The sequence below is a fragment of the Nocardioides sp. Leaf285 genome, assembly GCF_001422955.1.
In the GTDB taxonomy this organism is placed as follows: domain Bacteria; phylum Actinomycetota; class Actinomycetes; order Propionibacteriales; family Nocardioidaceae; genus Nocardioides; species Nocardioides kribbensis.
Genome location: NZ_LMNH01000003.1, coordinates 529059 through 552724, shown reverse-complemented (window position 1 = coordinate 552724; position 23666 = coordinate 529059). Strand labels below are relative to the sequence as shown.

The 23666-nt window shown below is 75.5% G+C and carries 19 protein-coding genes; 4 read left to right on the top strand and 15 right to left on the bottom strand.

The annotated features are described in order from the left end of the window. Positions 1-2 precede the first annotated feature (2 nt). Positions 3-818, bottom strand: coding sequence for an enoyl-CoA hydratase/isomerase family protein (locus ASF47_RS10940; RefSeq protein ID WP_056864599.1), 816 nt, complete (start codon positions 816-818; stop codon positions 3-5). Between the two features lie 85 nt (positions 819-903). On the opposite strand from ASF47_RS10940, the gene ASF47_RS10935 reads away from it, so the two are divergent. Then, positions 904-1860: a TOMM precursor leader peptide-binding protein gene (locus tag ASF47_RS10935; protein WP_056864014.1), complete on the top strand. Its 957-nt coding sequence runs from the start codon at positions 904-906 to the stop codon at positions 1858-1860. A gap of 1056 nt (positions 1861-2916) precedes the next feature. Here the strand turns inward: ASF47_RS10935 and ASF47_RS21570 are convergent. The 6 genes from ASF47_RS21570 to ASF47_RS10915 all read right to left on the bottom strand — a co-directional run bounded on the left by ASF47_RS21570 (position 2917) and on the right by ASF47_RS10915 (position 6653). Beyond that, complete coding sequence (locus ASF47_RS21570; RefSeq protein WP_165699038.1) at positions 2917-3081, bottom strand: hypothetical protein; 165 nt, start codon at positions 3079-3081, stop codon at positions 2917-2919. 82 nt (positions 3082-3163) lie between these two features. Next, a complete protein-coding gene (locus tag ASF47_RS10930) occupies positions 3164-3427 on the bottom strand; it encodes a hypothetical protein (RefSeq protein ID WP_056864013.1) in 264 nt (87 codons plus the stop codon). 32 nt (positions 3428-3459) lie between these two features. Further along, on the bottom strand, positions 3460-3624 hold the full coding sequence (locus tag ASF47_RS21565; protein WP_165699037.1) for a hypothetical protein: 165 nt from the start codon (positions 3622-3624) through the stop codon (positions 3460-3462). Between the two features lie 72 nt (positions 3625-3696). Then, complete coding sequence (locus ASF47_RS10925) at positions 3697-4017, bottom strand: WhiB family transcriptional regulator (protein WP_056864012.1); 321 nt, start codon at positions 4015-4017, stop codon at positions 3697-3699. 146 nt (positions 4018-4163) lie between these two features. After that, on the bottom strand, positions 4164-4400 hold the full coding sequence (locus tag ASF47_RS10920; protein ID WP_056864011.1) for a hypothetical protein: 237 nt from the start codon (positions 4398-4400) through the stop codon (positions 4164-4166). Between the two features lie 213 nt (positions 4401-4613). Continuing rightward, entirely contained in the window at positions 4614-6653 is a 2040-nt protein-coding gene (locus ASF47_RS10915) for an ATP-dependent DNA helicase UvrD2 (RefSeq protein WP_056864010.1), read from the bottom strand. A gap of 99 nt (positions 6654-6752) precedes the next feature. Here ASF47_RS10915 and ASF47_RS10910 point away from each other — a divergent pair, with 99 nt between their 5' ends. Beyond that, a complete protein-coding gene (locus ASF47_RS10910) occupies positions 6753-6998 on the top strand; it encodes a mycoredoxin (RefSeq protein ID WP_056864009.1) in 246 nt (81 codons plus the stop codon). A 30-nt stretch (positions 6999-7028) separates the two neighbouring features. Here ASF47_RS10910 and nudC read toward each other — a convergent pair whose 3' ends face one another. Then, on the bottom strand, positions 7029-7943 hold the full coding sequence (gene nudC / locus ASF47_RS10905; protein ID WP_056864008.1) for an NAD(+) diphosphatase: 915 nt from the start codon (positions 7941-7943) through the stop codon (positions 7029-7031). 76 nt (positions 7944-8019) lie between these two features. Here nudC and ASF47_RS10900 point away from each other — a divergent pair, with 76 nt between their 5' ends. Next, on the top strand, positions 8020-9099 hold the full coding sequence (locus tag ASF47_RS10900; protein WP_056864007.1) for an FAD-dependent oxidoreductase: 1080 nt from the start codon (positions 8020-8022) through the stop codon (positions 9097-9099). Here the strand turns inward: ASF47_RS10900 and ASF47_RS10895 are convergent. Continuing rightward, positions 9083-12367 carry an ATP-dependent helicase gene (locus ASF47_RS10895; RefSeq protein ID WP_235558718.1) on the bottom strand — a complete coding sequence of 1095 codons (3285 nt, stop codon included), beginning with the start codon at positions 12365-12367 and terminating at the stop codon, positions 9083-9085. The two genes, ASF47_RS10900 and ASF47_RS10895, sit on opposite strands and share 17 nt — an antisense overlap. Beyond that, on the bottom strand, positions 12364-15624 hold the full coding sequence (locus ASF47_RS10890; RefSeq protein ID WP_235558717.1) for an ATP-dependent helicase: 3261 nt from the start codon (positions 15622-15624) through the stop codon (positions 12364-12366). Before ASF47_RS10890 ends, ASF47_RS10895 begins: the two co-directional genes overlap by 4 nt. 140 nt (positions 15625-15764) lie before the next feature. Here ASF47_RS10890 and ASF47_RS10885 point away from each other — a divergent pair, with 140 nt between their 5' ends. Continuing rightward, on the top strand, positions 15765-17411 hold the full coding sequence (locus tag ASF47_RS10885) for an alkaline phosphatase D family protein (RefSeq protein WP_056864006.1): 1647 nt from the start codon (positions 15765-15767) through the stop codon (positions 17409-17411). A gap of 78 nt (positions 17412-17489) precedes the next feature. Here ASF47_RS10885 and ASF47_RS10880 read toward each other — a convergent pair whose 3' ends face one another. The 5 genes from ASF47_RS10880 to ASF47_RS10860 form a co-directional block, all read right to left on the bottom strand. Further along, positions 17490-20438, bottom strand: coding sequence for a M14 family zinc carboxypeptidase (locus tag ASF47_RS10880; protein ID WP_156697856.1), 2949 nt, complete (start codon positions 20436-20438; stop codon positions 17490-17492). A gap of 189 nt (positions 20439-20627) precedes the next feature. Then, the gene (locus ASF47_RS10875) at positions 20628-21296 is read right to left on the bottom strand and encodes a lysophospholipid acyltransferase family protein (protein WP_056864005.1); all 669 of its coding nucleotides are present in this window, start codon (positions 21294-21296) and stop codon (positions 20628-20630) included. Positions 21297-21323: 27 nt separating this feature from the next. After that, positions 21324-21662: an MGMT family protein gene (locus ASF47_RS10870; protein ID WP_056864004.1), complete on the bottom strand. Its 339-nt coding sequence runs from the start codon at positions 21660-21662 to the stop codon at positions 21324-21326. 63 nt (positions 21663-21725) lie between these two features. Beyond that, positions 21726-22643 carry a hypothetical protein gene (locus tag ASF47_RS10865; protein ID WP_056864003.1) on the bottom strand — a complete coding sequence of 306 codons (918 nt, stop codon included), beginning with the start codon at positions 22641-22643 and terminating at the stop codon, positions 21726-21728. 85 nt (positions 22644-22728) lie between these two features. Beyond that, positions 22729-23631: a hypothetical protein gene (locus ASF47_RS10860; RefSeq protein WP_056864002.1), complete on the bottom strand. Its 903-nt coding sequence runs from the start codon at positions 23629-23631 to the stop codon at positions 22729-22731. Positions 23632-23666: the final 35 nt, after the last annotated feature.

Here is a 23666-nt window from a genome sequence, read left to right as displayed (position 1 = left end):
GCTCAGCGACCCTGGAAGTGCGGGCGCCGCTTCTCCTGGACGGCGCGGATGCCCTCCTGGAGGTCCTCGGTGGCCATGGTGACCGGCTGGGCCAGCGCCTCCCACTGCAGGGCGTGCTCGAGGTCGGCGTGGCCGCCGCGCAGGGCCAGGGTGGTCAGCCGCGCGGCCACGGGGGCGGAGGCCGCCACGCCGGCCGCGGCGTCCAGCACCTGCTCCAGGAACGTCTCCTGCTCCACCACCCGCGAGACCAGGCCGAGTCGCAGCGCCTCGTCGCCCTCGACCAGGCGCCCGGTGAGGAAGAGGTCGCGAGCAGCGGCCGGACCGACGACGTCGGGCAGCAGCCAGGTGCCGGCCATGCCCGGGTGCAGACCGAGCTTGAGGAAGGGCACGCCCATCCGCGCCCCGCGCGCGGCCCACCGCACGTCGCAGGCCAGGGCCAGGCAGAGCCCGGCACCGATGGCCGGGCCGTTGACCGCGGCGAAGGTGGGCACCTCGAGGCGCCGGATCGAGAGCCAGGCGCGGTAGAAGGCCATCATCCGGGTGCGGTGGCGGTCGACGCCGGCCTCCGGCTCGCTGGCCAGCCAGCTGGTGACCCCGCCGGAGGTGAAGGCCGAGCCCTCCCCCGTGACGACCACCGCGCGCAGCGACGCGTCGCCGGCCAGGTCGTCGACCGCGCGCACCCACGAGGCCGTCATCTCCTCGGTCATGGCGTTGCGCTGCTCGGGGTTGTCGAGCACCAGCAGGGCGACGCCCTCGCGCGGGCGCTCCACGCGCAGGTGCTCGTAGGTCGTGGGCTGGTCCGAGGTGAGGTCGGTCATGGCCCCGAACATAGCGGCCGACCCGCCCGCGCGGAGCCTGTGGACGACCGCCGGCCGACCGGGCCGAGCGGGGTAGGAGCGCCACGTGCCCTCCCACACGACGTCTCCCCCGGCCGCCCGGCCCACGCTCCTGCCCGGCCTGGTCGTCGCGACCCGTGAGGCCGGCCGCCTCCAGGTCGGTCTCGACGAGCCACGGCGGGTCGTGCTCCCCGACCACCCCGACGTACGCCGGCTCCTCGCCGCCCTGCGCGACCGCACCCCGCCGACTCCCACGACGCCCGAGGGCGTGCGCGCGCTGACCGCCCTGGTCGGGGCGGGCCTGGTCGTCGACGCCGACCTGCTCGACGCCGCCGGCGCCGGCACCGCGGGTCCCGGGGCCGTGGCCGCGGCGTTCGCGGCCCACGGCGACGCCGCGGCGCTGCTGCTGCAGCGGCGCTCGGAGGCCGTGGTGGCGGTCGAGGGCGGTAACACCGTGCCGGTGGCGGCCACCGACCTCGCCGTGCGACTGCTGCGCGAGGCGGGGGCGGGGGTCGCCGACCCCGGTGAGGCCCGGGGAGCCGGCGGGGGCCGGGCCCGACGGGCGGGCGCCGCACGAGCCCCGGCGACCAGGCCCGACGTCGTGCTCCGCCTCAGCGCGGGCCCCCCGGCCCGGGCCGGTCTCGACCCCCTCCTGCAGGAGGCGCAGCCGCACCTGCTCGTCGTCGGTGGCCCCGACGGCGTCGTCGTCGGCCCCTTCGTGGAGCCGGGGGTCACCGCCTGCCTGCGGTGCGTCGACGCCGCCCGGGCCGAGCACGACCCCCGGCGCGGGCTCGTGCTCGAGCAGGTCGCCGCCGCGCCGGCACCGGTCGCCCCGCTCGACCCGGCCCTGCTGCACCTCGCGGTGTCGTGGGCCGTGCGCGACGTCGTCACCTACCTCGACGGCGGCACCCCGTCGACGTGGTCGACCACGGTCGAGGTCGACGAGCTGCTCTCCTGCCGGAGCCGTCGCTGGCTGCGGCACCCGCGGTGCGGCTGCTCCTGGGACGGCGCGCAGGTGGTCTGACGGTGACGACGTCGGTGAGTGGCGGGAGACGACGCCTGCGGCGGCCCTCGACCTGTCGTACGCCGCCACTTCTCGGACGGGCCGGCCGGCGACGGCACACAGCCCCGCCCGGCGGGATCCGGCGCTGGCGGCGCCCGCAGTGACCGAACGTGCGGCAAGTGGCGGAAGACGACACCTCCAGGCGCCCTCGACCGGTCGTTTCCCGCCACTTCTCGGGCCGGCCGGCGACGGGACACAGCCCCGCCTGGCGGGGCGGCGCTGGCGGCGCTCACGGTGACCGAACGTGCGACAAATGGCGGTAGACGACACCTCCAGGCGCCCTCGACCCGTCGTATCCCGCCACTTCCCGGGTCAGCCGGCCGGCGACGGCACACAGCCCCGCCCGGCGGGATCCGGCGCTGGCGGCGCTSGCGGTGACCGAAYGTGCGACAAATGGCGGGAGACGACACCTCCAGGCGCCCTCGACCCGTCGTATCCCGCCACTTCCCGGACCGGCCGGCCGGCGACGTGACCCAGCCCCGCGCGGGGCCGGCGCTGGCGGCGCTCGCGGTGACCGAACGTGCCGTAAGTGGCGGGAGACGACACTCCCGGCGGCCCTCGACCGGTCGTTTCCCGCCACTTCTCGTCGCCGGCCGGCGACGAGACACAGCTCCGCGCGGCGGGGCCGGCGCTCGCGGTGACCGAACGTGCGCGAAGTGGCGGGAGACGACACCTCCAGGCGCCCTCGACCGGTCGTTTCCCGCCACTTCTCGGGCCGGCCGGCGACGGGACACAGCCCCGCCTGGCGGGGGCCGGCGCTGGCGGTGCTCGCGGTGACCGAACGTGCGGTGAGCAGCGGGAGACGACGCCTCCGGGCGCCTTCGACCGGTCCTATCCCGCCACTTCTCAGGCCGGCCGGCCGGCCGGCGACGGGACTCAGCCCCGCGTGGCGGCAGCGCTCGCGGGGGTCGACCGTCCGAGGCGGGGTGCCCGAGACCTCCACCGACCACTCGAGCACCGACGGGGCACGACGTGACGATCCCGAGGACCGTCCGGGCCCGCGCCCGGCCGGGGCGTCTACCAGTGCTCGGAGTCGAGCTTGCCCTCCAGGGCGCGCAGGTGGCGACGCGCGCAGGTCACGCAGAGGTCCTGGCGGCGTCCGCGCTCGAACGACACCGTCCAGGCCAGCAGCCGCTGCGGGTCGTCCTCGACGGTGCCGCACAGGTCGCAGGTGGTGCTCATCCCCCGACCCTAGACCTGTCGCACGCGCCCGAGCCGGGCACGACGAGGTCGTGCCCGGCTCGGGTCGGTGTGCCGCGTGCGCTCAGAGCGCGCGGGCGAGGGCGAGGCGCGCCTGCTGGGCGGCCGCCTCGGAGCGGCGGGCCAGCCGCTTGGCCTTGGCCAAGCGCTGGTCGCGGCGGGTGTGCGCCTCTCCCAGGCGCTCGGACATTTGTATGCGTGCCAGTTCTTCGTGCATGAGATTCATCGTGGTGCTCCGGTTCGGGTCGCTGTGGGTGTCGGTGCGGGGGTCGGCGTGGCTGCCTGCGCGGATCGCGGCGTCGAGCCGGGTCGTGGTCGGGGTGGTCATGGTCGTGGTGCCTCCTGGTCGGGTCGGTGCGCTCAGAGCGCGCGGGCGAGGGCGGTGCGGGCCTGCTGGACGGCGCGCTCGGCTCGCCGGCTGCGACGGTGCACCCGGGCCAGCTCGTGGCCGCGGCGCTGACGCTGCGCCTCGTCGAGGCGGGAGGTGACCTGGGCTCGGGCCAGGTGGTCGTTGAGCGGGTACATCACGGGATCCTTCGGGTCTCGGGTGGTGCCGGGTCGTGCGGACGGGGTGGAGCAGGACGGTGCCGGCGGCGGTCAGGCCGCCACCTCGCTCTTGCGAGGACGGCCGCGGGGCCGCTTGCGGGGGATGACGACGCCCTGGAGGAAGAGCTCGCCGCCCCAGACGCCCCAGGGCTCGCGCCGCTGCAGCGCACCGTCGAGGCAGAGGTGCCTGACGGGGCAGCTGCCGCAGAGGGCCTTGGCGTGCTCGACGTCCTGGGGGGTCTCGGCGAACCAGAGCTCGGGGTTGTTCGTGCGGCACGGCATGAGTGCGTCGTCGACGTCGACGGCGCGGTCGTGCAGCAGACCGAGGGTGGGCTCGACCGTCTCGTGGCGGTGGAGGTCGCTGATGGTCATGTGTGTCACCTCCTTGTCCTTGACCGGTCGCTGGGTGGTGCGGGGGTTCGTGGGGCCCGGGGTTCCCGGGGTCCTGGGGGAATGCAAAAGGCCGCGGATCCCGGGTTACGGGTTCCGCGGCCTGGAGGCTGCCGAGCTGTCGAGGATCAACAGGTCGGTGGACTCCAGGCGTGGACACCCGGGATGAAGGCGTGGCCGAAGGCCAGATCGCCCGCGACGACGCCCTGGCGCTCGGCGGCGACGGACACGACGGCGGTGGACACGACGGCGGAGGACACAGTGGTCCCCTGGGTCGACGCGGTGAAGGCGATCGTGCGGCCGCAGACGGGCAGGGCGGAGCGGGACGGGGTCTGAGCCGTCATCCAGAGCTTGGTGCTGGCCATCGAGGCCACCTCCTTCGGTGCGTCGTGCGCCGGCTTCGTCAGGGCCGTGGTGCGCTGCTGGTCGTGTGGTGAGGAAACTACCGGGCTGCTCCTGTAAGGAGCAAACCATTTTATGACTATTTCCCGGTTTTCTTCCGCGGCCCGCTGATCAGGGCTGCGGGGGCGCCCACGAGGGGGCTGCCGAGGGGCTGCCGAGGGGCCGCGCGGGGCGGGTCAGGACAGCAGGGCGAGCACGTCCTCGCCGTACTTCTCCACCTTGGACCGGCCGATCCCGCTGATGCGCAGCAGCGCCTCAGGGGTGCTCGGGCGCAGCTCGGCGACCAGCTGCAGGGTGGCGTCGCTGAAGACCACGAAGGCCGGCACGCTCTCCTCCCCCGCCCGCTCGCGACGCCAGTCGCGCAGCCGCTCGTAGAGCGCCTCGTCGTAGGAGGCGGGGCAGTCGACGCAGCGCCCGGTCTTCTTCTCCGCCGCGGTCGACAGCGGCTGGCCGCACTCGCGGCACGTCATCGCCTTGCGGGCGCGGCCGGGCCCGCCGGTCGGGCGCGACTGGTCGGGCAGGAGCGGGTCGAGGAAGCGCGAGGGCTTGCGCGAGGCCCGGCCGCCGGGGTTGCGGGCCAGCGACCACGACAGGCTCAGCTCCGCGCGGGCGCGCGTCATGCCGACGTAGAGCAGGCGGCGCTCCTCCTCGACCGCCTCGGGGGTCTCGGCGTAGGTGATCGGCATCGTGCCGTCCTGCAGGCCGCACAGGAAGACGGCGTCCCACTCCAGGCCCTTGGCGGCGTGGAAGGTGGCCAGCGTGACCCCGTCGGCCACCGGCGCGTGCTGCTCGGCCGCACGTCGGTCGAGGTCGTCGACGAAGGCCCCGAGGGAGGCGCCGGGCTGGCCGGCGTGCTCGGCGGCCTGGTCGACGAGGGCCTGCCACGACTCCCACCGGTCGCGGGTCTGCCCGCGGGCGGTGGGCGGCTGGTCGGTCCAGCCCATCGCGGCCAGCGTGGCCCGCACGACCTCGACGATCTCGTCGGGGTCGGTGACCTCGGCGCTGGAGCGGGCGGTGCCGCGCAGCCGGGTGACGGCCTCGCGCACCTCGGGGCGGTCGAAGAACCGTGCCGCGCCGCGCACGACGTAGGGGATGGAGCGCGCCGAGAGCGCCTCCTCGTAGGCCTCGGACTGCGCGTTGATGCGGAAGAGCACCGCGACCTCCGACATCGGGTGGCCGCTCTCGCGCAGGGCGAGGATGCGGGCGGCGGTGGCCTCGGCCTCGGCGACCTCGTCGGGGTGGGGGGCGTAGCGCACGGCGGCGCCGCCCGGGCGCTGCGCCTGCAGCGAGACGCCCTCGCTGTCCGACCCGGCCAGCAGGGTGTTGGCCGCGCCCACGACCTGCGGCGTGGAGCGGTAGTTGCGCACCAGCTCCACCGACGTCGTGCCGGGGTGGCGCTGGGGGAACTCGCGCAGGTAGCGCGCGTCGGCGCCGGCGAAGGAGTAGATGGTCTGGGCGGGGTCGCCGACCACGCACAGCTCGTCACGACCGCCCAGCCACAGGTCGAGCAGGGCCGACTGCAGCGGCGAGACGTCCTGGAACTCGTCGACGACGAACCACTTGTACTGCCGGCGCACCTGGGCCGCGACCCGCTCGTCCTCGGCGAGCAGCCCGGCCGTGAGCAGCAGGATGTCCTCCATGTCCATGCGGCCCTGCCCGCGCTTGACCTCCTCGTAGCTGGAGAAGATCCGTCCCACGGTCTCGGCGTCGTGGCCGGTCACCGTGCGGCCGCGCTGGGTGGCGACCCGGGCGTAGTCGTCGGGGTGGACGTTGCTCACCTTGGCCCACTCCACCTCCGAGGCCAGGTCGCGCAGCAGCGCCTGGTCGGCGTTGATGCGGTGGCGTCGCGCGGCGCCCGCGAGCAGGGGGATCTTCGACTCCGTGAGCGCCGGGAGCTCGGTGCCCTGGACCTGGGGCCAGAAGTAGCGGAGCTGGCGCAGCGCGGCGGCGTGGAAGGTGCGCGCCTGGACTCCCCCGGCGCCCAGCACGCGCAGCCGCTGGCGCATCTCCCCCGCCGCGCGGGTGGTGAAGGTGACCGCCAGGACCTCGGTGGGCACGTAGACCCCCGAGGCCACGCCGTGGGCGATGCGGTGGGTGATGGCCCGGGTCTTGCCGGTGCCCGCGCCGGCGAGGACGCGCACCGGTCCGCGCAGCGTCTCGGCGACCTGGCGCTGCTCGGGATCGAGGGCGTCGAGGAGGTCGGCGGGGCGGGTCACGAGGGGAACAACTCCTGGGGCAGGCTGGTTGACGACAGGTACGACGACGCCCGCCTCGGGCGTCGTGACCACCCTAGATGTCGGAGGCGACAGTCCCAGATGAGCTCGTTCACGATGTACTCCACCCCCTGGTGCGGCTACTGCCACCGCCTCAAGAGCCAGCTGGACCGTGAGGGCATCTCCTACGACGTCGTCGACATCGAGCAGCAGCCCGACGCGGCGCTGATCGTGGAGCAGGCCAACAACGGCAACCAGACCGTGCCCACGCTGGTCTTCAGCGACGGCACGTCCCAGACCAACCCCTCGCTGGCGCAGGTCAAGGAGAAGCTGGCCGCGCTGGCCTGAGCGCGGAGGCGGACCACCCGCCCGGCCGGCTCACCACTGGCCGGGCAGCGGACCGCCGTACCAGTGCTCCACGAGGGAGCGGCTGATGGAGACCCCGCCGGGCAGCACGAGCGTGCCGGCGCGGGTCTCCTCGATCATCTGGGCGCGGGTGAACCAGCGCGCCTCCTCGATCTCGACCTCGTCGACCTCGATCCGCGTGCTCGTGGCGCGGCCCACGAAGCCCACCATGAGGCTCGCGGGCATCGGCCAGGGCTGGTTGCCGAAGTAGGACACCTCGCCCACCTCGACCCCGGTCTCCTCGGCCACCTCGCGGCGCACGGCGTCCTCGAGGCTCTCCCCGGGCTCGTAGAAGCCCGCCAGGGTCGAGAAGCGTCCGCGTGGCCAGACCCGCTGGCGCCCCAGGAGGCACAGCTCGTCGTCGGCACCGGGCTCGCCGTGGGTGACCAGCATGATCACCGCGGCGTCGGTGCGGGGGAACTGGGTGCGCCCGCAGCGAGGGCAGGTGAGCTCGTGCCCGGCGGCGCGCGGCTCCAGCGGGGTGCCGTCACGGGGGCAGAAGCGGGTCACGGCCAACCACTCGGCGATGCCGAGGGCGTGGAAGAGCAGCGGGGCGTCGGCGCGCGACTCCGGGGCGTCGCCGGCCAGCAGCGGGAGCAGGTCGCGCAGCCCGGCCCACCCCGGCTCGTCGGGGTCGGGACGGTCGGTGACCAGGGCGAACCACGCCCGGTCGTCGCGCTCGCCCAGCAGCACCCGCAGCCCGTCGGGTGTCTCGTCGGGCCGCACCCAGTCGATCCGGCCGCCCCGCGGGCGCACCTGCGCGCCCGCCACCACCAGCACCCGGGTCGCCGGGTCGGCCCACTGCCGCTCGAGCCAGGCCTCGTCACGTCTGCGCACCGACGCCCGGTCGTGCGCGTCGACGGTCAGCAGCGTGTGGGGAGCGGTCACGCAGCGACCCTAGGCCGCCCGGACAACCCGGGAAGTGTCGGGCCCGTCGCGGCGTTCTCCCGACATGGCAGCGCCCGTGACCCTCCTCGACGCGGTGGTCGTGGGCGCCGGCCAGGCCGGCCTGTCGGCCTCCCACCACCTGCGCCGGCTCGGTCTGCGCCACGTCGTCCTCGACGCCGAGACCGCGCCCGGCGGTGCCTGGCAGCACCGTTGGGACACCCTCACCATGCGCGACGTGCACGGCGTGGCCGACCTGCCCGACTCCCCCGCGCCGCGGCCCGGCGAGGAGCGCGCCAACGTGGTCGTGCCCGCGTGGTTCGCCGCCTACGAGCGTGAGCAGGCCCTGCCCGTGGTGCGGCCGGTGCGCGTCGAGCGCGTCGAGCCGGCAGACCCCGACGACCCCGGCGGCCCGCTGCGGGTCGTGGCCGGCGACCGCACCTGGACCACCCGCACCCTGGTCAACGCGACCGGCACGTGGAGCCGACCGTTCGTGCCCGCCTACCCCGGCGCGCGGACCTTCCGCGGGCTGCAGCTGCACACCCACGACTACCGCGGGCCCGAGGCGCTGCGCGGGAGGCGCACCGTCGTCGTCGGCGGCGGGGCCTCCGCGGTGCAGCTGCTCGGCGAGCTCGCCCCGGTCACCGACACCCTCTGGGTCACCCGCCGCCCCCCGGTCTGGCGCACCGACGACCTCACCCCGGAGGCCGGCCGCGCCGCGGTCGCCCTGGTCGAGGAGCGCGTACGCCGCGGGCTGCCCCCCGCCAGCGTGGTGAGCGTGACCGGGCTGGCCCTGCGGCCCCAGGAGCAGGCGGCGGCCGCGCTCGGCGCCTACGAGCGACGGCCGGTGTTCCGCAGCATCGAGCCCGACGGGCTCCGCTGGGCCGACGGGTCCTTCGAGCCGGCCCAGGCCCTCCTGTGGGCCACCGGCTTCCGCGCCGAGCTGTCCCACCTCACGCCCCTGGGTCTGCGCGGCGCCGGCGGCGGCATCGCCGTCGACGGCACCACCGTCGTGACCGATCCGCGGGTGCAGCTGGTCGGCTACGGGCCCTCGGCCAGCACCATCGGCGCCAACCGTGCCGGGCGGGCCGCCGCACTCGCCGTGCTGCGTCTGCTGCGGAGCCGGGAGGCCGGCGCAGCGCTCACCGCGACGGGCTGAGCAGCGCCTCCAGCTCCTCGCGGCCGGGCAGGTCGGCGGGCTCGACCACGCTGCCGGTGCGCACGAGGTAGAACGCGGCGCGCACCTGCTCGGGCGCCACGCCGTGGAGCTCGGCCCAGGCCAGGCGGTAGAGCGCGAGCTGCATTGGGTCGGTGGCCTCGGCGCGACCGGTCTTCCAGTCGACCAGCAGCCAGCCCCCGTCGGGCTCGGCGTAGACGGCGTCGATGCGCCCGCGCACGACCTGACCGGCCAGGACCAGGGCGAAGGGGGCCTCCACCTGGTGGGGCACCCGGGTGGCGAAGGGACCGGACTCGAAGGTCGCGACCAGCGCCTCGAGGTCGGCGTCGTCGTCGATGCCCGCGTCGGCGCGCCCGGGGAGGTCGCCGTAGTCGAAGAGGTCCTGCTGGCCGAAGCGCGCCTCGACCCAGGCGTGGAAGCGGGTGCCGAAGCGGGCCGCGGCCGAGGGCGGGCGCGGCATCGGACGGGCCAGGTCGCGCGCGAAGGCCTCGGGGTCCTCCCGCAGCCGGGAGACCGCCGTGGCCGACAGGCTCGAGGGCATCGGGACCGCGACGTGCTCGGAGCGGTCGCGCCGGGCCTCGGCGAGCAGCCGGTCGAGCTCGGCGTCCCACTCCGCGACCCGGGCCGCCTCGATCATGTCGAGGCCGAGGTCGGGCGCGCCCACCACGGCCGTGCGCACCCGCTCGGCCGCCTCCCGGCGCAGGGCTGCCTCGCGGCCCACGGCGGTGCTCGGCCACGGGCGCGACGGGTCGACCGCGTCGTAGGGGTTGGGGTCGCCCTTCGCGGGCTTCTCCCGCCACGGCCGCGGCGGCTCGCCCCAGGCCTCGACCCTCTCGGCGACCACCCGCTGGTAGGCCGACGGTCCGAAGGGGGTCGTGCGGGAGGTCCAGCAGTAGCTGGTGACCGACAGCACGTGCGCGGCGCGGGTGAAGGCGACGTAGCCCAGGCGCAGCTCCTCCTCGGCGTCGTGGGCGCGTGTGGCGGCGCGGTAGGCGTCGAGGGCCGCCTTGTCGTGGCCGGCGAGCTGCGGCAGGTCGGGAGCGTCGCCGCGCAGCGGGGCGGGCAGCACGCTGGGCGAGGAGGTCCACAGGGTGCGTGAGCGGTTGGAGGGGAAGCGGGTCTCGCAGACCCCGACGAGGAAGACCGCGTGCCACTCCAGACCCTTGGAGCGGTGCACCGTGAGCAGCTTGACCGAGTCGGCCAGGGTCGGCGTGGCGACGTCGAGGCCGTTGCCCTGGTCGTCCTCGGCGGTGAGGTAGGCCAGCAGCGCCGGGAGGCCCACGTCGCCGTCGACGGCCTGGAAGTCGGCCACGGCGCGCACGAAGAGGTCGAGGTTGTCGCGCCGCGAGAGGGCGGCCGGGTCGACGGCGGAGGCGAGCTCCACGTCGACGCCCGTGAGGTCGACGATGCGGCGCACGACGTCGAGCAGGGGCTCGCCGACGTGCGAGCGCAGCAGGCGCAGCTCCGCGCCGAGCAGCGCGAAGCGCTCGCGGGCCTCCGCGGAGAACGGCAGGTCGCCGGGGTCGGCCAGGGCGTCGTCGAGGCAGGCCACCTCGGCGGGGTCGATGCCGTCGGCGATGTCGAGCAGGTGGTCGGTCACCGAGCCGGCCTCGGCCCCCCGCCCGCCCCGGCCGGCGATCTCGTCGGCGCGCTGGCCCAGCAGGCGCAGGTCGCGCGCCCCGATCGCCCACCGCGGCCCGGTGAGCAGCGTGAGCAGCGCGGCGTTGGCGGTCACGTCGTGGAGCAGGTGCAGCACCGCGACCACCTCGGCCACCTCGGGCAGCCGCAGCAGGCCGGAGAGACCGACGATCTCGACGGGCACCCCGGCCCCCGACAGGGCGTCGAAGACCTCGGCGGCGTGGGCGTTGTCGCGGGTGAGCACGCCGATGTCGCTCCAGGTGGTGCCGCGCTCGCCGCCGTGGACCGCCTGCACGTCCTCCACGAGGCGGGCCAGCTCGTCGGCGTGGGTCTCGAGCACCTCGGCGCCCACGGCGCCGGGCTCCGCGCCGGGCTTGGCCTGGAGCGGCTCCACCTGGTCGTAGCGCTCGTACAGGGGGGCCGCCAGCGCGTTGGCGACCTCGAGGATGCGCGCGTCGGAGCGCCGGTTGACCGTCAGCGGCAGCACCGGCACCGCGCCCCCGCGTGCCGCGGGGAAGGTGTCGGCGAAGTTGAGGATGTTGGAGACCGACGCGCCGCGCCAGCCGTAGATCGCCTGGTTGGGATCGCCCACCGCGGTGACGGCGTGCCCTCGGCCGCGGGCCTCGTCGGGCCCGGAGAAGAGCCGGGAGAGCATGGTCGCCTGCGCGACCGAGGTGTCCTGGTACTCGTCGAGCAGCACGACCCGGAAGACCGCCCGCTGCGCGAGGCCCACGTCGGGCTGCTCGCTGGCCAGCCGCGCCCCCAGCTCGATCTGGTCGGAGAAGTCCATCAGGCCGAGCTCGGCCTTCAGCCGACGGTAGCCGGCCACGAGCTCGAGCAGCTCGCCGCGACGGTCGATGGCCGAGAGCGCGGCCTCGACGGGCTTGCGGTAGGTCGTGCGGTCCTTGCCGGCGCGCTCCGCGGCGAGGGCGGCCGCGAACCCCGCCCGGGCCTCGGCGTCCACCCGGCGGACGTCGTCGGGGCCGACGAGGTGCTCGCTCATGGCGCTGTCGAGGGCGAGGAGGTTCTGGATCGCGGTGGGCGGGTGGTCGGTGAGCTGGTGGATGTCGCCGGTGAAGCGCTCCACGACCCGGGCACCGAGCTGGTAGCGCGCGGCGTCGGTGATGACGCGGGTGTCGGGCTCGTGGCCGATGCGCAGGCCGTGCTCGGTGAGCAGGTTGGCGGCGTAGGCGTTGTAGGTGAGCACGCTGGGCTCCAGGACCTCCTCGACGGCGTCGTCGTCGCGCGCGCCGCCCCGCGGCAGCGGCTCGTCGAGCACGCCCGCGGTGCGCAGCGCGGCCCGGATCCGCTGGCGCAGCTCGCTGGCCGCCTTGGTGGTGAAGGTCAGGCCCAGCACCTGCTCGGGGCGCACCTGCCCGGTGACGACGAGGTAGACCACCCGCGCCGCCATCAGGGTGGTCTTGCCCGACCCGGCGCCGGCGATGACGACGCCGGGGGCCAGCGGGGCCGAGATCGCGGCCCACTGCTGGTCGCTGGGCGCGTAGTCGGTCTGCATCACCCGCTGCAAGTCGGCCGGGGTGTCGATGCGCAGCGGCGCACGGCCCGTGCCGGGGGTCGGGGGGATCGGCGGGATCGGGGGGATCGCGCTCACGAGGCGGTCACCGCCCCGGCGCCCTTGATCGGACAGATCGCGACGAAGTCGCAGTCGCGGCAGTGCTGGCCCACCACGGCGGGGAAGGACTCGCGCCGCAGCATCACCGCGCCGTGGGCGAGCTTGTCGCGCAGGGCCTCGCGCCCCCGGCTGCCGGCGGGCTGGGGGTCCTGCGGCTGGACGACGGCGTGCTCGGTGTCGTCGAGGGCGCCCAGCTGCACCAGCTCGGCACCGCCGGCGACGCCGTGCCCCTCCTCGGGCAGCACCGCGTCGACGGCGCCGCTGTCCACGGCGTACTGGTAGAGGGCCAGCTGCACGTGCTCCTGCACCGAGGAGGTCGAGGGGGCGGTGCGCCCGGTCTTGAGGTCGACCACGACGACGCGCCCGTCATGGTCGAGCTCGAGACGGTCGGCGTAGCCGTTGAGCAGCACCTGCTCGCCGTCGGGGAGGTCGACGACGGTGGAGAAGCGCGCCTCGGTCCGCAGCAGCCGCCGGGCGTTGGTGTGGTGCCAGCGCAGGAAGCGCGCCAGCGCCACCCTCACCCGGGCGTGCTCGCGCGCCCGCGACCACGGGGTGCGGAACTCCAGGCGGCCCCACACCGCGTCGACGTGGGTCATCAGCAGGTCGACGTCGTCGGGCCCCGCCGCCAGCTCACCCGTGGCGACGCGCTCGGCCAGGGCGTGGAGCATCTTGCCCAGGTTGGCCGACTGGTGGGAGCGAGCCGCTCCCCCGGCCTCGCGCTCCAGGAACCACCGCATCGGGCAGGTCTGGAGGGCCTCGAGCACGCTCGCCGAGATCGGCACCGGCCGGTCGGGGTCGCGCACCGGCTGCACCGAGCGGGTGGCGGCGCGGGTGCCCCACCAGCTCGCGGGATCGGCGTGCGGGGCGAGCGGCCGGGTGCCGGCGCTCTCCCCCGCGAGCCGCGCCAGCCGTCGCGCGGCGGCGTCGCGCAGCGCGGGCGTCGTCGCGGGGTCGGCGACGGTGCGTCGCAGCTCGCTCACCAGGCCGTCCATCGACAGCGGGCGCTCGGGTCGCCCCACCACGGCCTCGACGCTGACGCCGAGCTCGTCGAGGAAGCGGGAGGGCTGCTCGCCGTCGTCCTCCGGGGAGGCGACGGCGGTGACCACGAGCCGCTGCCGCGCGCGCGTGCAGGCGACGTAGAAGAGGCGACGCTCCTCGGCCAGCAGCTCGCGCGCGGAGACCGGCGGCACGAGCTCGCCCTCGCCGATGCGGTCGGCCTGCAGCAGGGTGGTGCGCCGCCGCAGGTCGGGCCAGGCGTCCTGCTGCACGTGGGCGACCACGACCAGGCGCCACTCGAGCCCCTTGGAGCGGTGGGCCGTCAGCAGCCGCACGGCGGCGCCCCGGGTGCCCTGCTCGGCGAGGGTGTCGGCCGGGATCTCCTGGGCCACCAGGGTGGCGAGGAAGGAGCGGACGCCGCGGTGGTCGCGCTGCTCCTCGGCGCGCGCGGCGACGTCGAAGAGGGCGCACACCGAGTCGAGGTCGCGGTGGGCGCGACGGGCCGGGGCCCCGCCCTGCTCGACCGCGCGTCGCAGCCGGGCCGGCCAGCCCGTGCCCGACCACAGCCCCCACAGCAGCTCCTCGGCGCTCACGCCGGCCTCGAGGTCGTCGTGGGCGGAGGCGAGCAGCGCGTGCAGGGCCCGGGCCCGGGTGACCTCGCCCCCCTCGAGTCCGTCGAGGAACCCCCGCTCGACCAGGGCCAGCCGCACCAGCTCCCGGGAGGGGCGGGGCGCCCGGTCCTCGGCCAGCGCCCGGTGCTTCTCGCGCACCCGCAGCTGACGGCCCAGCCGGCGCACGTCGCCGGCGTCGAGACCGCCCAGCGGCCCCACGAGCAGCGCCTCGACCCGGCCGGGGTCGAGGTGGTCGGGCGCGGTGGGGTCGGCGACCTCCAGGTCGACCACGGCGCGCAGCGCGTCGAGCAGCGGCAGCACCGCGGGGTCGCGCACGAGCGGCACCTCGTCGCTGGCGACCTCCACCGGCACGCCGGCCGCCCCCAGCGCCCGGCGCAGCGGGGGCAGCGAGGTGCGGCCCGAGCGCACGAGCACCGCCATGTCGTCCCACGCCACGCCGTCCTCGAGGTGCGCGCGCCGCAGCAGGTCGGCGAGGTGCTCGGACTCGGCGCGGTCGGTGTCGAAGGTGCGCACGACGACGCGGCCCTCGCCGAGCCGACCCGGCTCGGCCACCGGGTGCAGGAAGGCCTCGCGGGCCTGCTCGTCGATGCTGCCGGGGAGCCCGAGGCGCCCGGCGACGCGCTGGGAGGCGACGAGCAGCCGCGGGCCGAAGCGTCGGGTGGTGCGCAGGGCGACGACCTCGGCCGGGCTGCCGTCGCGGCGCGGGAAGCTGGTGGGGAAGTCGAGGATGCCGCGCACCTCGGCGCCGCGGAAGGCGTAGATCGACTGGTGCGGGTCGCCCACCACGGTGAGGTCGCGACCGTCGCCGGCCAGCGCCCGCAGCAGCGCCACCTGACCGGGGTCGGTGTCCTGGTACTCGTCGACGAAGACGTGGGAGAAGCGGCGCCTCAGCTCCTCGCGGTGCACCTCCGCCTCCAGGGTCGCCCGCCGGATCAGGTCGGAGTAGTCGGTGGCGCCCTGGGTGTCGAGCACCGTGAGGTACTGGTCGAGGAAGAGCCCGGCCGCGGTCAGCTCGGGGGCGCCGTGCACCTGCCCGAGGCGGGCCAGCTCCGCGCCGTCGAGACCCTTCTCCCGGGCCCGCGACAGCACGGCGTGCACCTCGCGTGCGAAGCCGCGGGTGCCGAGCGCGCGCTGCAGCCCCTCGGGCCAGGCCACGGCCTCGGGGGTCGGCACCAGGAGCTCGCGCAGCACGACGTCCTGCTCGGGGGCGCTCAGCAGACGCAGCGGGGCGTCGTAGAGCTCCGCCGGCGCGTACTGCCGGATCAGCGCGTAGGCGAAGGAGTGGAAGGTCGAGCTCAGGCTCGTCGCCATGGTGCGCCCCAGCCGCGCCGTGACCCGGTCGCGCAGCTGGTCGGCGGCCTTGCGCGAGAAGGTCAGCGCCAGCACCTCGTCGGGCCGCGCCCCGTCGTCGACGCGCCGCACGATCGCCTCGACCAGCGTCGTGGTCTTGCCCGTGCCCGGCCCGGCGAGCACCAGCAGCGGCCCGCCGGCGTGGTCGACCACGCGCTGCTGCTCGGCGTCGAGACGCGGCACCGGGGCCTCCGCGTGCTCGTGCACGAGGTGGTAGCGCGGGGTGGCCGGACGGTCCGGGCGGGGCGGGCGGGTCACGGGCCCCATCTCAGCACCCGGCGCCGACAGCCGTTCGCGCGCCCGCCCCCGACCCGTCACCACCGGGCCACCGCCAGGGCCCCGGGGGTCGACAGCGTGAGCCGCGCCGACATCCGCACCACCCTCTCGGGAGCACCCAGATGAACGCCTCACCCCGCCCTGCCCTCACCGGGCCCGCCCTCACCGACCCCGCCCTCACCGGCCCCACCCGCCGCGCCGTCGTGGGCACCGCCCTCGGCGCCGGCGTCGGGCTCACCGCCACCCTCACCGGCACGCTGGCCCCCGCCGCCTGGCTGCCCGGGGCCGCCGCCGCCCCGGCCCGGCCGCTGAGCCGCGACCCCTTCACCCTCGGCGTCGCCTCCGGCGACCCGCTGCCCGACGGGGTCGTCCTGTGGACCCGGCTGGCCCCCGAGCCGCTGGCCGCCGACGGCCTGGGCGGCATGCCCGCCCGCGAGGTCGCGGTGCGGTGGGAGGTCGCCACCGACGAGCGCTTCCGCCGGGTCGTGCGCCGCGGCGTGGCCCGCACCGGCCCCGACGCCGGCCACAGCGTCCACGTCGAGGTCCAGGGCCTCTCGCCCGCCCGGCCCTACTGGTACCGCTTCGCGGCCGAGCGGTGGGTCTCCCCCGTGGGCCTGACCCGCACGGCCCCGGCGTACGACTCCTCGCCGGCCTCGCTCAGCATGGCCTTCGCCTCCTGCTCGCAGTACGAGCACGGCTTCTTCACCGCCTACCGGCGCATGGCCGAGGAGCAGCCCGAGCTGGTGCTGCACCTCGGTGACTACCTCTACGAGTACACGAAGGACGACTACGTCGTGGCGCCGGGCAACGTGCGCGACCACGAGGGCCCCGAGACCGAGACGCTGGCCGGCTACCGCCAGCGCCACGCGCAGTACAAGACCGACGCCGACCTGCAGGCCGCCCACGCCGCAGCGCCCTGGGTCGTGGTGTGGGACGACCACGAGGTCGACAACAACTGGGCCGACGAGGTCCCGGAGAAGCCGGCGGTGCCGCAGCCGGGCTTCCTGGCCCGTCGCGCCGCCGCCTTCCAGGCCTACTACGAGAACATGCCGCTGCGCCGCACGTCGGTGCCGCAGGGCATCGACCTCCAGCTCTACCGCCGCGTGCAGTGGGGCGACCTGGCCACCTTCCACATGATGGACACCCGGCAGTACCGCGACGACCAGGCCTGCGGCGACGGCACCGCGGTCGACTGCCAGGAGGCGCTCGACCCCTCGCGCACCCTCTGCGGCGACGCCCAGGAGCGGTGGCTCGTCGAGGGCCTCGCCGCCTCCACCACCACCTGGGACCTGCTGGGCCAGCAGGTCTTCTTCGCCCGCCGCGACTTCACCGCCGGCCCCACGCGGTCGCTGTCGATGGACGGCTGGGACGGCTACGCCCCCGCCCGCCAGCGCCTCGTCGACGCCCTGCCGGCCGACGCCAACAACGTGGTGCTCACCGGCGACGTGCACCGCCACTACGCCAACGACGTGCTCGCCGACTTCGACGACCCCGACTCGGCCGTGCGCGCGGCCGAGCTGGTGTGCTCCTCGGTCACCAGCGGCGGCGACGGCTCCGACACCACCGCCGCGACCGACACCCAGCTGCGCGAGAACCCGCACATCAGGTTCGCCAACAGCCAGCGCGGCTACGTCATGACCGAGATCGGCCGCGACAGCCTGCGCGCCGACTTCAAGGTCCTGCCCTACGTACGCCGCCCCGGCGCCCCGGTGTCGACGCGGCAGTCGTTCGTGGTCGAGGCCGGCCGCCCCGGCCTCCAGCGGGCCTGAGCGCACGCGCCGGGAGCCGGCACCCCGCGTGGGGTGCCGGCTCCCGGTGTCCTGCCTGCGTCGCGGTGCGCGCCCGGGTCAGGGCAGGCGCACCACCACGGCGCGCGAGGCGCTCCGCTCGACCTGCTCGGTGGCCGGGAAGACCGCCCGCAGCACGTGACGACCGCGCCCCAGGCGCACCGTCACCTTCTTGGAGCCCTCGTCGGCGCGGGTGATCCGCACGGTGCGCACGACACCCTCGCCGCGCTCGCGCAGCTGCACGGTGCCCACGGCCTCGCCGAAGCTGAAGGACAGCCGCACGGTGGCCGCGGCCTTGACCGCGCCGGCCTTGCGCGCGGTGAGGCGCGTGGTCGACGTCGCCCTGGCCGGCGCCACCTCCTCACCGGCGGGGGCGGCCCAGAACAGGCCGCGGGCGGCCTGGCTCAGCCCGCCCTTGGGGTGGGTGCGGAAGAACACCGAGGTGCCGAAGACCATGCCCTTGGCGCCGCTGGCGGCCTCACCGGAGATGACCGAGGCCTTGCCGGCCGCCTCAGCCGGACCGCCGGCGGGGCTGCCCTCGGCCGTGGGGCGCCAGTGGCCCGCGAGCAGCGGGTCGGCGGCGTAGGTCTGCTCGGCCGTCGTGCCCTCGCCGAGGTCGGCGAAGGACAGCGCGGGGTAGATGAACGACGCCTCCTGCGCGTACGGCGCGAGCGCCGAGCCGGCCGGGGTGTCGACCGCGACGATCCCGTTGCCCGAGCGGTTGCCGGCGACCGGGGTGGCCGAGACGAGGCCGAGCAGCGCGGCGGCGTTGTAGCCGGCCGTGCCGCGACCCACGACGCCGTGGCCCTCGTCGAGCCAGGCCTGCAGCGCGGTCAGGCCGGGCGCCTGGGGCTCGGTGAAGCTCAGCGCCCCGCCGACCCAGAGCACGTCGGCGTCGGCGAGCACCGAGGCGTCGGCGGCCAGGCCGGCCGCGGTGACCGGCACGAGGTCGTCGAAGCCGAGCTCGAGCAGCGAGAGCTTGTCGTCCTGGGTGCCGGTGTAGGCGACGGTGAGGTCGTCGAGCCCCCGGGTGGCCCCGTCGTCGAGGGCGTCGAGGTCGGCGGCGCGGGCGCGGGTGAAGCGCACGCCGAGGTCCTCGGCGACGTCGGCGGCAGCGGCACGGTCCTCGGGCCCGACGACGGCGGAGCCGTCCTCGAGCATGGAGACGGTGACGCCCTCCTCCAGCAGCGCGTTGAGCGCCTGGAAGTCGGCGACGCCCGCGACGTCGAGCACGAGGTGCTCGCCCTCGGCCGGCACGGAGCCGGTCGGGGTCGCGTCGGTCAGCGGCGTGGTGGCACCGAGGGGCGCGTCGGTGGTGAGGCCGACCTTGTCGACGGTGGCACCCCACAGGTAGGAGTAGCTCCAGGCGGAGATGTCGTACATCGACGGCACCTTGTCGGAGATGTCGGAGCCCAGGTCGAGCAGCACGTTGGCCATGCCGCGCAGCGGCTGGTGCATGTCGACGACGTAGGAGCCGGCGGGGTAGGTCGTGCCGTCGACGGTGGTGGCGCGGTCGAGCGTGCCGACCTCGACGCCGTTGAACCGCAGCTGCTCCACGACGCGCGCGGCGTCGCTGCGCGAGCGCTGGGCGGCGCCGACGGGGATGACGTAGGCGCGCGGGAGCACGACCGGGTCCTGGTCGTCGACGGAGTCCCACAGCGGCTTCCACTCGTCGGGGCCCTCGACGGCGTCGACGGTCTCGGTGGTCAGCGACTCCTTGGGGGCGCCGGCCGCGCCACGGCGGAACATCTCGATCTGGTTGGCCAGCATCGCGTCGTCGTTGGCCACGACGTAGTCGACCATCGACTCCATCGTCTGCTTGGCCACCGCGGTGTTGATGACGGCGTCCTCGGGTGTCGTCACCGACGCGAAGGGCGTGCCGGGGGTCGAGGTGCGGCCCTTGGGCAGCTCGACGGTGCTGGTGACGGCGCCGTGGAAGGCGGCGTACTGCGCGGTGAAGATCGGCGGGAAGTCGTCCCAGCCGTCGGGGGTGTCGCGGTAGGGGATCTTGATCTTGCCGGTGTTCTCGGTGGTGTCGTCGTCGGTCGCCGGGTCGTAGTAGGTGTTGCCCGGGATCTCGGCGGCGACGACGTCGTCCTCGACCTGGCGCGCGACGGCGTAGCCGTGCGGGATGAAGAGGTCGTACTCGTAGTTCTCGCCGTGCGGCGGACCGCAGGGCTCGACCTGGAGCACGCCGGTGTAGCCGTGGAAGTCGGCGGCGTAGAGCGCCTGGAGCGCCTGCGCGGTCTTGACGAAGGAGACCGACTCGGGGGTCTTGCTGGTGATCATGTCGCGGTTGGGGTCCAGCGAGAGCGCCGTGGCGCGGGTGGCCTTGGTGCGCCCGTCGGGGTTGAGCGAGAGCGAGAAGTAGAGCCGGTGGCCGGCCAGCATCTCCCCGACCTCCTCCTCGGGGGCGGCGACGAGGTCCTCGATGACCTGCATGGCCGCGTCGGTGCCCTCCCACTCGTTGCCGTGGATGTTGGCGCTGAACCAGATCGGCGTCTTGTAGCCGGCCGCGAGGTCGGCGTCGGCGGCCGCGGCCTCGGGCGCGGTGCGGATCTTCTCGCGCCACGCGGTCTGCTGGGCGGTCTGCGCCTCGGTCTCGGGCGCGGTGAGGGTGACCAGGTAGAGGTCGCGGCCCTCGGTGGAGGTGCCCACCAGCTGGGTCGAGATCCGGTCGCTGGAGGCCATCAGCTCGTTGAGGCGCGGGGCGAGGTCGGAGTAGGAGATGGTGCCGTTGACCGTGGTGGCGTCGGGCACGGTCGGCGTCGGCTCCTCCAGCGTCGGCTGGGCGGGGTACGACGAGGGCATCGTGATCGGCTCGCCGAACGACTCGGCGGCCGCGGCGAGCTTCGCGGCGGCCGCCGTGCTCGGGCGCGCGGCGCTCTGGTCGGGGGTGACGCCCCGGCCGCCGGCGGCGGACGTCAGCGCGGAGGACCCGCTCGGGCCCGAGGGCTCGGCGGTGGCAACGGGGGCGAGGAGCGCGAGGGTCGTCGCAGCGACAGCCATGGTGCTCAGGCTCGCGAGGGTGCGGTGGCGCAAGGGGATTCGCTTCCTGTCGTGGGGGCCTCCGCGACAGGAGGTCGTCGCGGTGGATCGTCAGAATGTCTGACGATCTTCAGCGAACCGTGTCCTGAAACACAACGGTTACCGTCTGTCCGTCATGTGGACGGGCGTTCCGCCAGGCGGACCCCGGAGTCAGGCCGGCGGGGTCCGCTCGTTGTAGGCCCCGGCCTCCTGCTGGCCCGAGAGGGCGGCCACCGCCCTCATGACCTCGTCGGTGAGCTCGCGCCGGGCGCGACCCGACGACATCCCCGCGAACCGCTCGCCGGCGACGATCGGCTCCCCGAAGCGCACCGTCACCCGGACCAGGCGCGGCCAGGAGCTCCCCACCGGCTGCAGCCGGTCGGTGCCGACGAGGCCGACCGGCACCACAGGCGCTCCGGCGGTCAGCGCGAGGTGGGCCACCCCGGTGCGCCCGCGGTAGAGCCGGCCGTCGCGTGAGCGGGTGCCCTCGGGGTAGAGCCCGAAGGCCTCGCCCCGACCGAGCACCTCGAGCGCCACGTCGAGGCTGGCCAGGGCCGCCCGCGGGTCGTCGCGGTCCACGGGCAGCATGCCCAGACCCTCGAACCACGCCCGCTGCGCGCTCCCCCGCAGCCCCGTGCCGGTGAAGTAGTCCGACTTGGCCAGGAAGACCACCTTGCGCGGCGCGGTCACCGGGATGACGACGGAGTCGATGAAGCTGAGGTGGTTGCTGGCCAGGATCACCGGGCCCGATCGCGGCACGTGGTGGAGCCCCTCGATCCTCGGCCGCCACACGGCGCGGGCCAGCGGGGGGACGACGGAGTGGAGCACGCGGTAGAACACCTGGCCAGTGTCGCGGTTACCGGCCGGTCAGCCGATCCGGTGTCCACCGGAGCCACCCGGCGGCCTCCAGTACGCCGAGGCCAGCTCGACGCGCAGCGCACCGGCCCCCGTGCTGCGGGTCGGGGTGCCCTCCTCGCGGTAGCGCGCCACGGCCTCCCCCTGGTGGCTCGGCGGCAGCGTGCCGTCGGCGCGCACGACGCGCCACCACGGCACCGGACCGCCGTGCTGGGCCATCACGTTGCCCACCCGCCGCGGGCCGAAGCGCCCCACCGCCTCGGCGATCGAGCCGTAGGTCGTCACCCGCCCGGGCGGCACCTGCTCGACGCAGGCCAGCACGGCCTCGACGTAGTCCTCGGGATGGTGCACCCCGCCATTGTCGCCCGCCGCCGGTCGGGCCCGGACCGGACCCGGGTCAGGCCCGGGTCGGCCTCACAGCGGCGGACGGAAGGGCTCGGTGCCGGGGGCCAGCCGCAGACCCTCGATGCCCGACGTGCGCCGGGCGAAGGCCAGCTCGCGGGCCAGGTCGCCCAGGCCGTTGGTGCCGGCCAGCGGCGCGAGCGCGATCGTCGACAGCGTGCCGAAGGCCCGGCCCTCGGCGTCGAGGAAGCCGCTGCCCGAGTCGCCCGGCACACCGGGCGTCAGCGTCAGCACGTCGGAGCTCCACGGGCTGGTCGCGCCGAGCGACGTGCCCACCTTGGGCGAGAGCAGCGTGGTCGGGCGCAGGCTCGACTGGCCGTAGCTGCGCACCACCTCGCCGGCCGCCGGGGAGGAGTCGGCCAGGCCCACGGGGCCGCCGGAGAAGGGCACCGACGGGTTGACCTCGCGCACGTCGGCGGCGTCGACCTTCACCAGCGCGAAGTCGTTGAAGGCGCAGGCATCGGCGTTGCTGGTGCCCGCGGCACGCATCGCCCGCCAGGAGGAGTAGGCCAGGCGTCCGCGACCCAGCGTGGTGCCGCCCCCGGCGAGGGTGGCGCCGGTCGCGAAGCGCACCCGCGTGCCCAGCGGCACCGAGGCGGTGCTGCAGCCGTCGGTGTCGGTGGCCTCGCCGAGACCGGCGCAGTGGGCGGCGTAGCCGACGTAGACCCCGCCCCGGGCATCGGTGAAGACGAAGTTGCCGGTGCACTGCGCACCGGAGGTGAACATCTGCACGCCGGGGTGGATCGTCGCGGTCTCCGCCGGCGCCCAGGAGGTGACCCGCGCGCGCCGGTCGGCGGCCTCGGCGCCCGGGGTGGCCACCAGCCCGGCGACCAGGGCCAGCAGGGCCAGCAGGGCCAGCAGGGGACCCGCCCCGAGCGCCGGGGCGAGGTCGGGGCGGGAGGGGCGCAGGCTCGCTCGGGAGAGGGACATGACCCCCCAACGAGCGACGACCCCGTCCGGCTACGCGGACGGGGTCGTCGGATCGGCGGCGGCTGGCCGCCTCAGGGCACCGGCCTCAGAGCACCGGGTCGAAGGGCTCGGTGCCGAGCACGAGGTCGAGGCCGTCGATGCCGGAGTGCTGCTGGGCGAAGGCCAGCTCCTTGGCCAGGTCGCCGATGTTGTTCGAGGCCGGGAGCGGCGCCAGGCCGAGGGTCGACAGCGTGCCCACCGCGGTGCCGTCGGCGCTGAGGAAGCCCGACCCCGAGTCGCCGGGCACGCCCGGGGTGACGGTGTAGAGCGGGTGGGTCCAGCCGTCGGTGGCCGGGTCGTCGCCCAGGCTCGCCCCGGTCTTGGGCGAGAGCAGCTCGAGGCCACCGCGCAGGCTCGAGTTGCCGTAGGAGTGGACCCGGTCGCCGGCGGCGGTGCCGTCGGTGTCGATGCCGGTCGGGCCCCCGAAGAACGGCACCGAGGGGTTGACCTTGCCCACGTCGGCGGCGTCGACCCGCACGAGGGCGAAGTCGTTGTAGGCGCAGGTGTTGGCGTCGCTGGTGCCGATGCGGTCCATGGTGTCCCACGAGGAGTAGGCCAGGGTGCCGGCGCCGAGCCGGGTGCCCTCCCCGAGCAGGCTGCCGCCCTCGTTGAAGGTGACGCGGGTGCCCAGCGGCAGCGAGTCGGCGAGGCAGCCGTCGGTGTCGGTGGCCGCACCGGTGCCGGCGCAGTGGGCGGCGTAGCCGACGTAGAGGTTGCCGGCGGCGTCGTCGAAGACGAAGTTGGAGGTGCACTGGGCGCCCTCGGTGTACATCTGGGTGCCCGGCGTGATGGTGGCCTCGGCGGCGGGCGCGAAGGCGCCGGGGTCGGTCTGCGCCGACGCGGTCGTCGAGGTGGCCAGGGCGGTGCCGAGCGCGGCGCTGCCGAGCAGGGCCACGGCGGCGGTCCGGCGCGAGCCGGGGCGGGTGGTGCGGGGGGTCGGGGTCCTCATCGGGCTGGGTGCCTCCTGTGGTGGGTCGCGGCCAC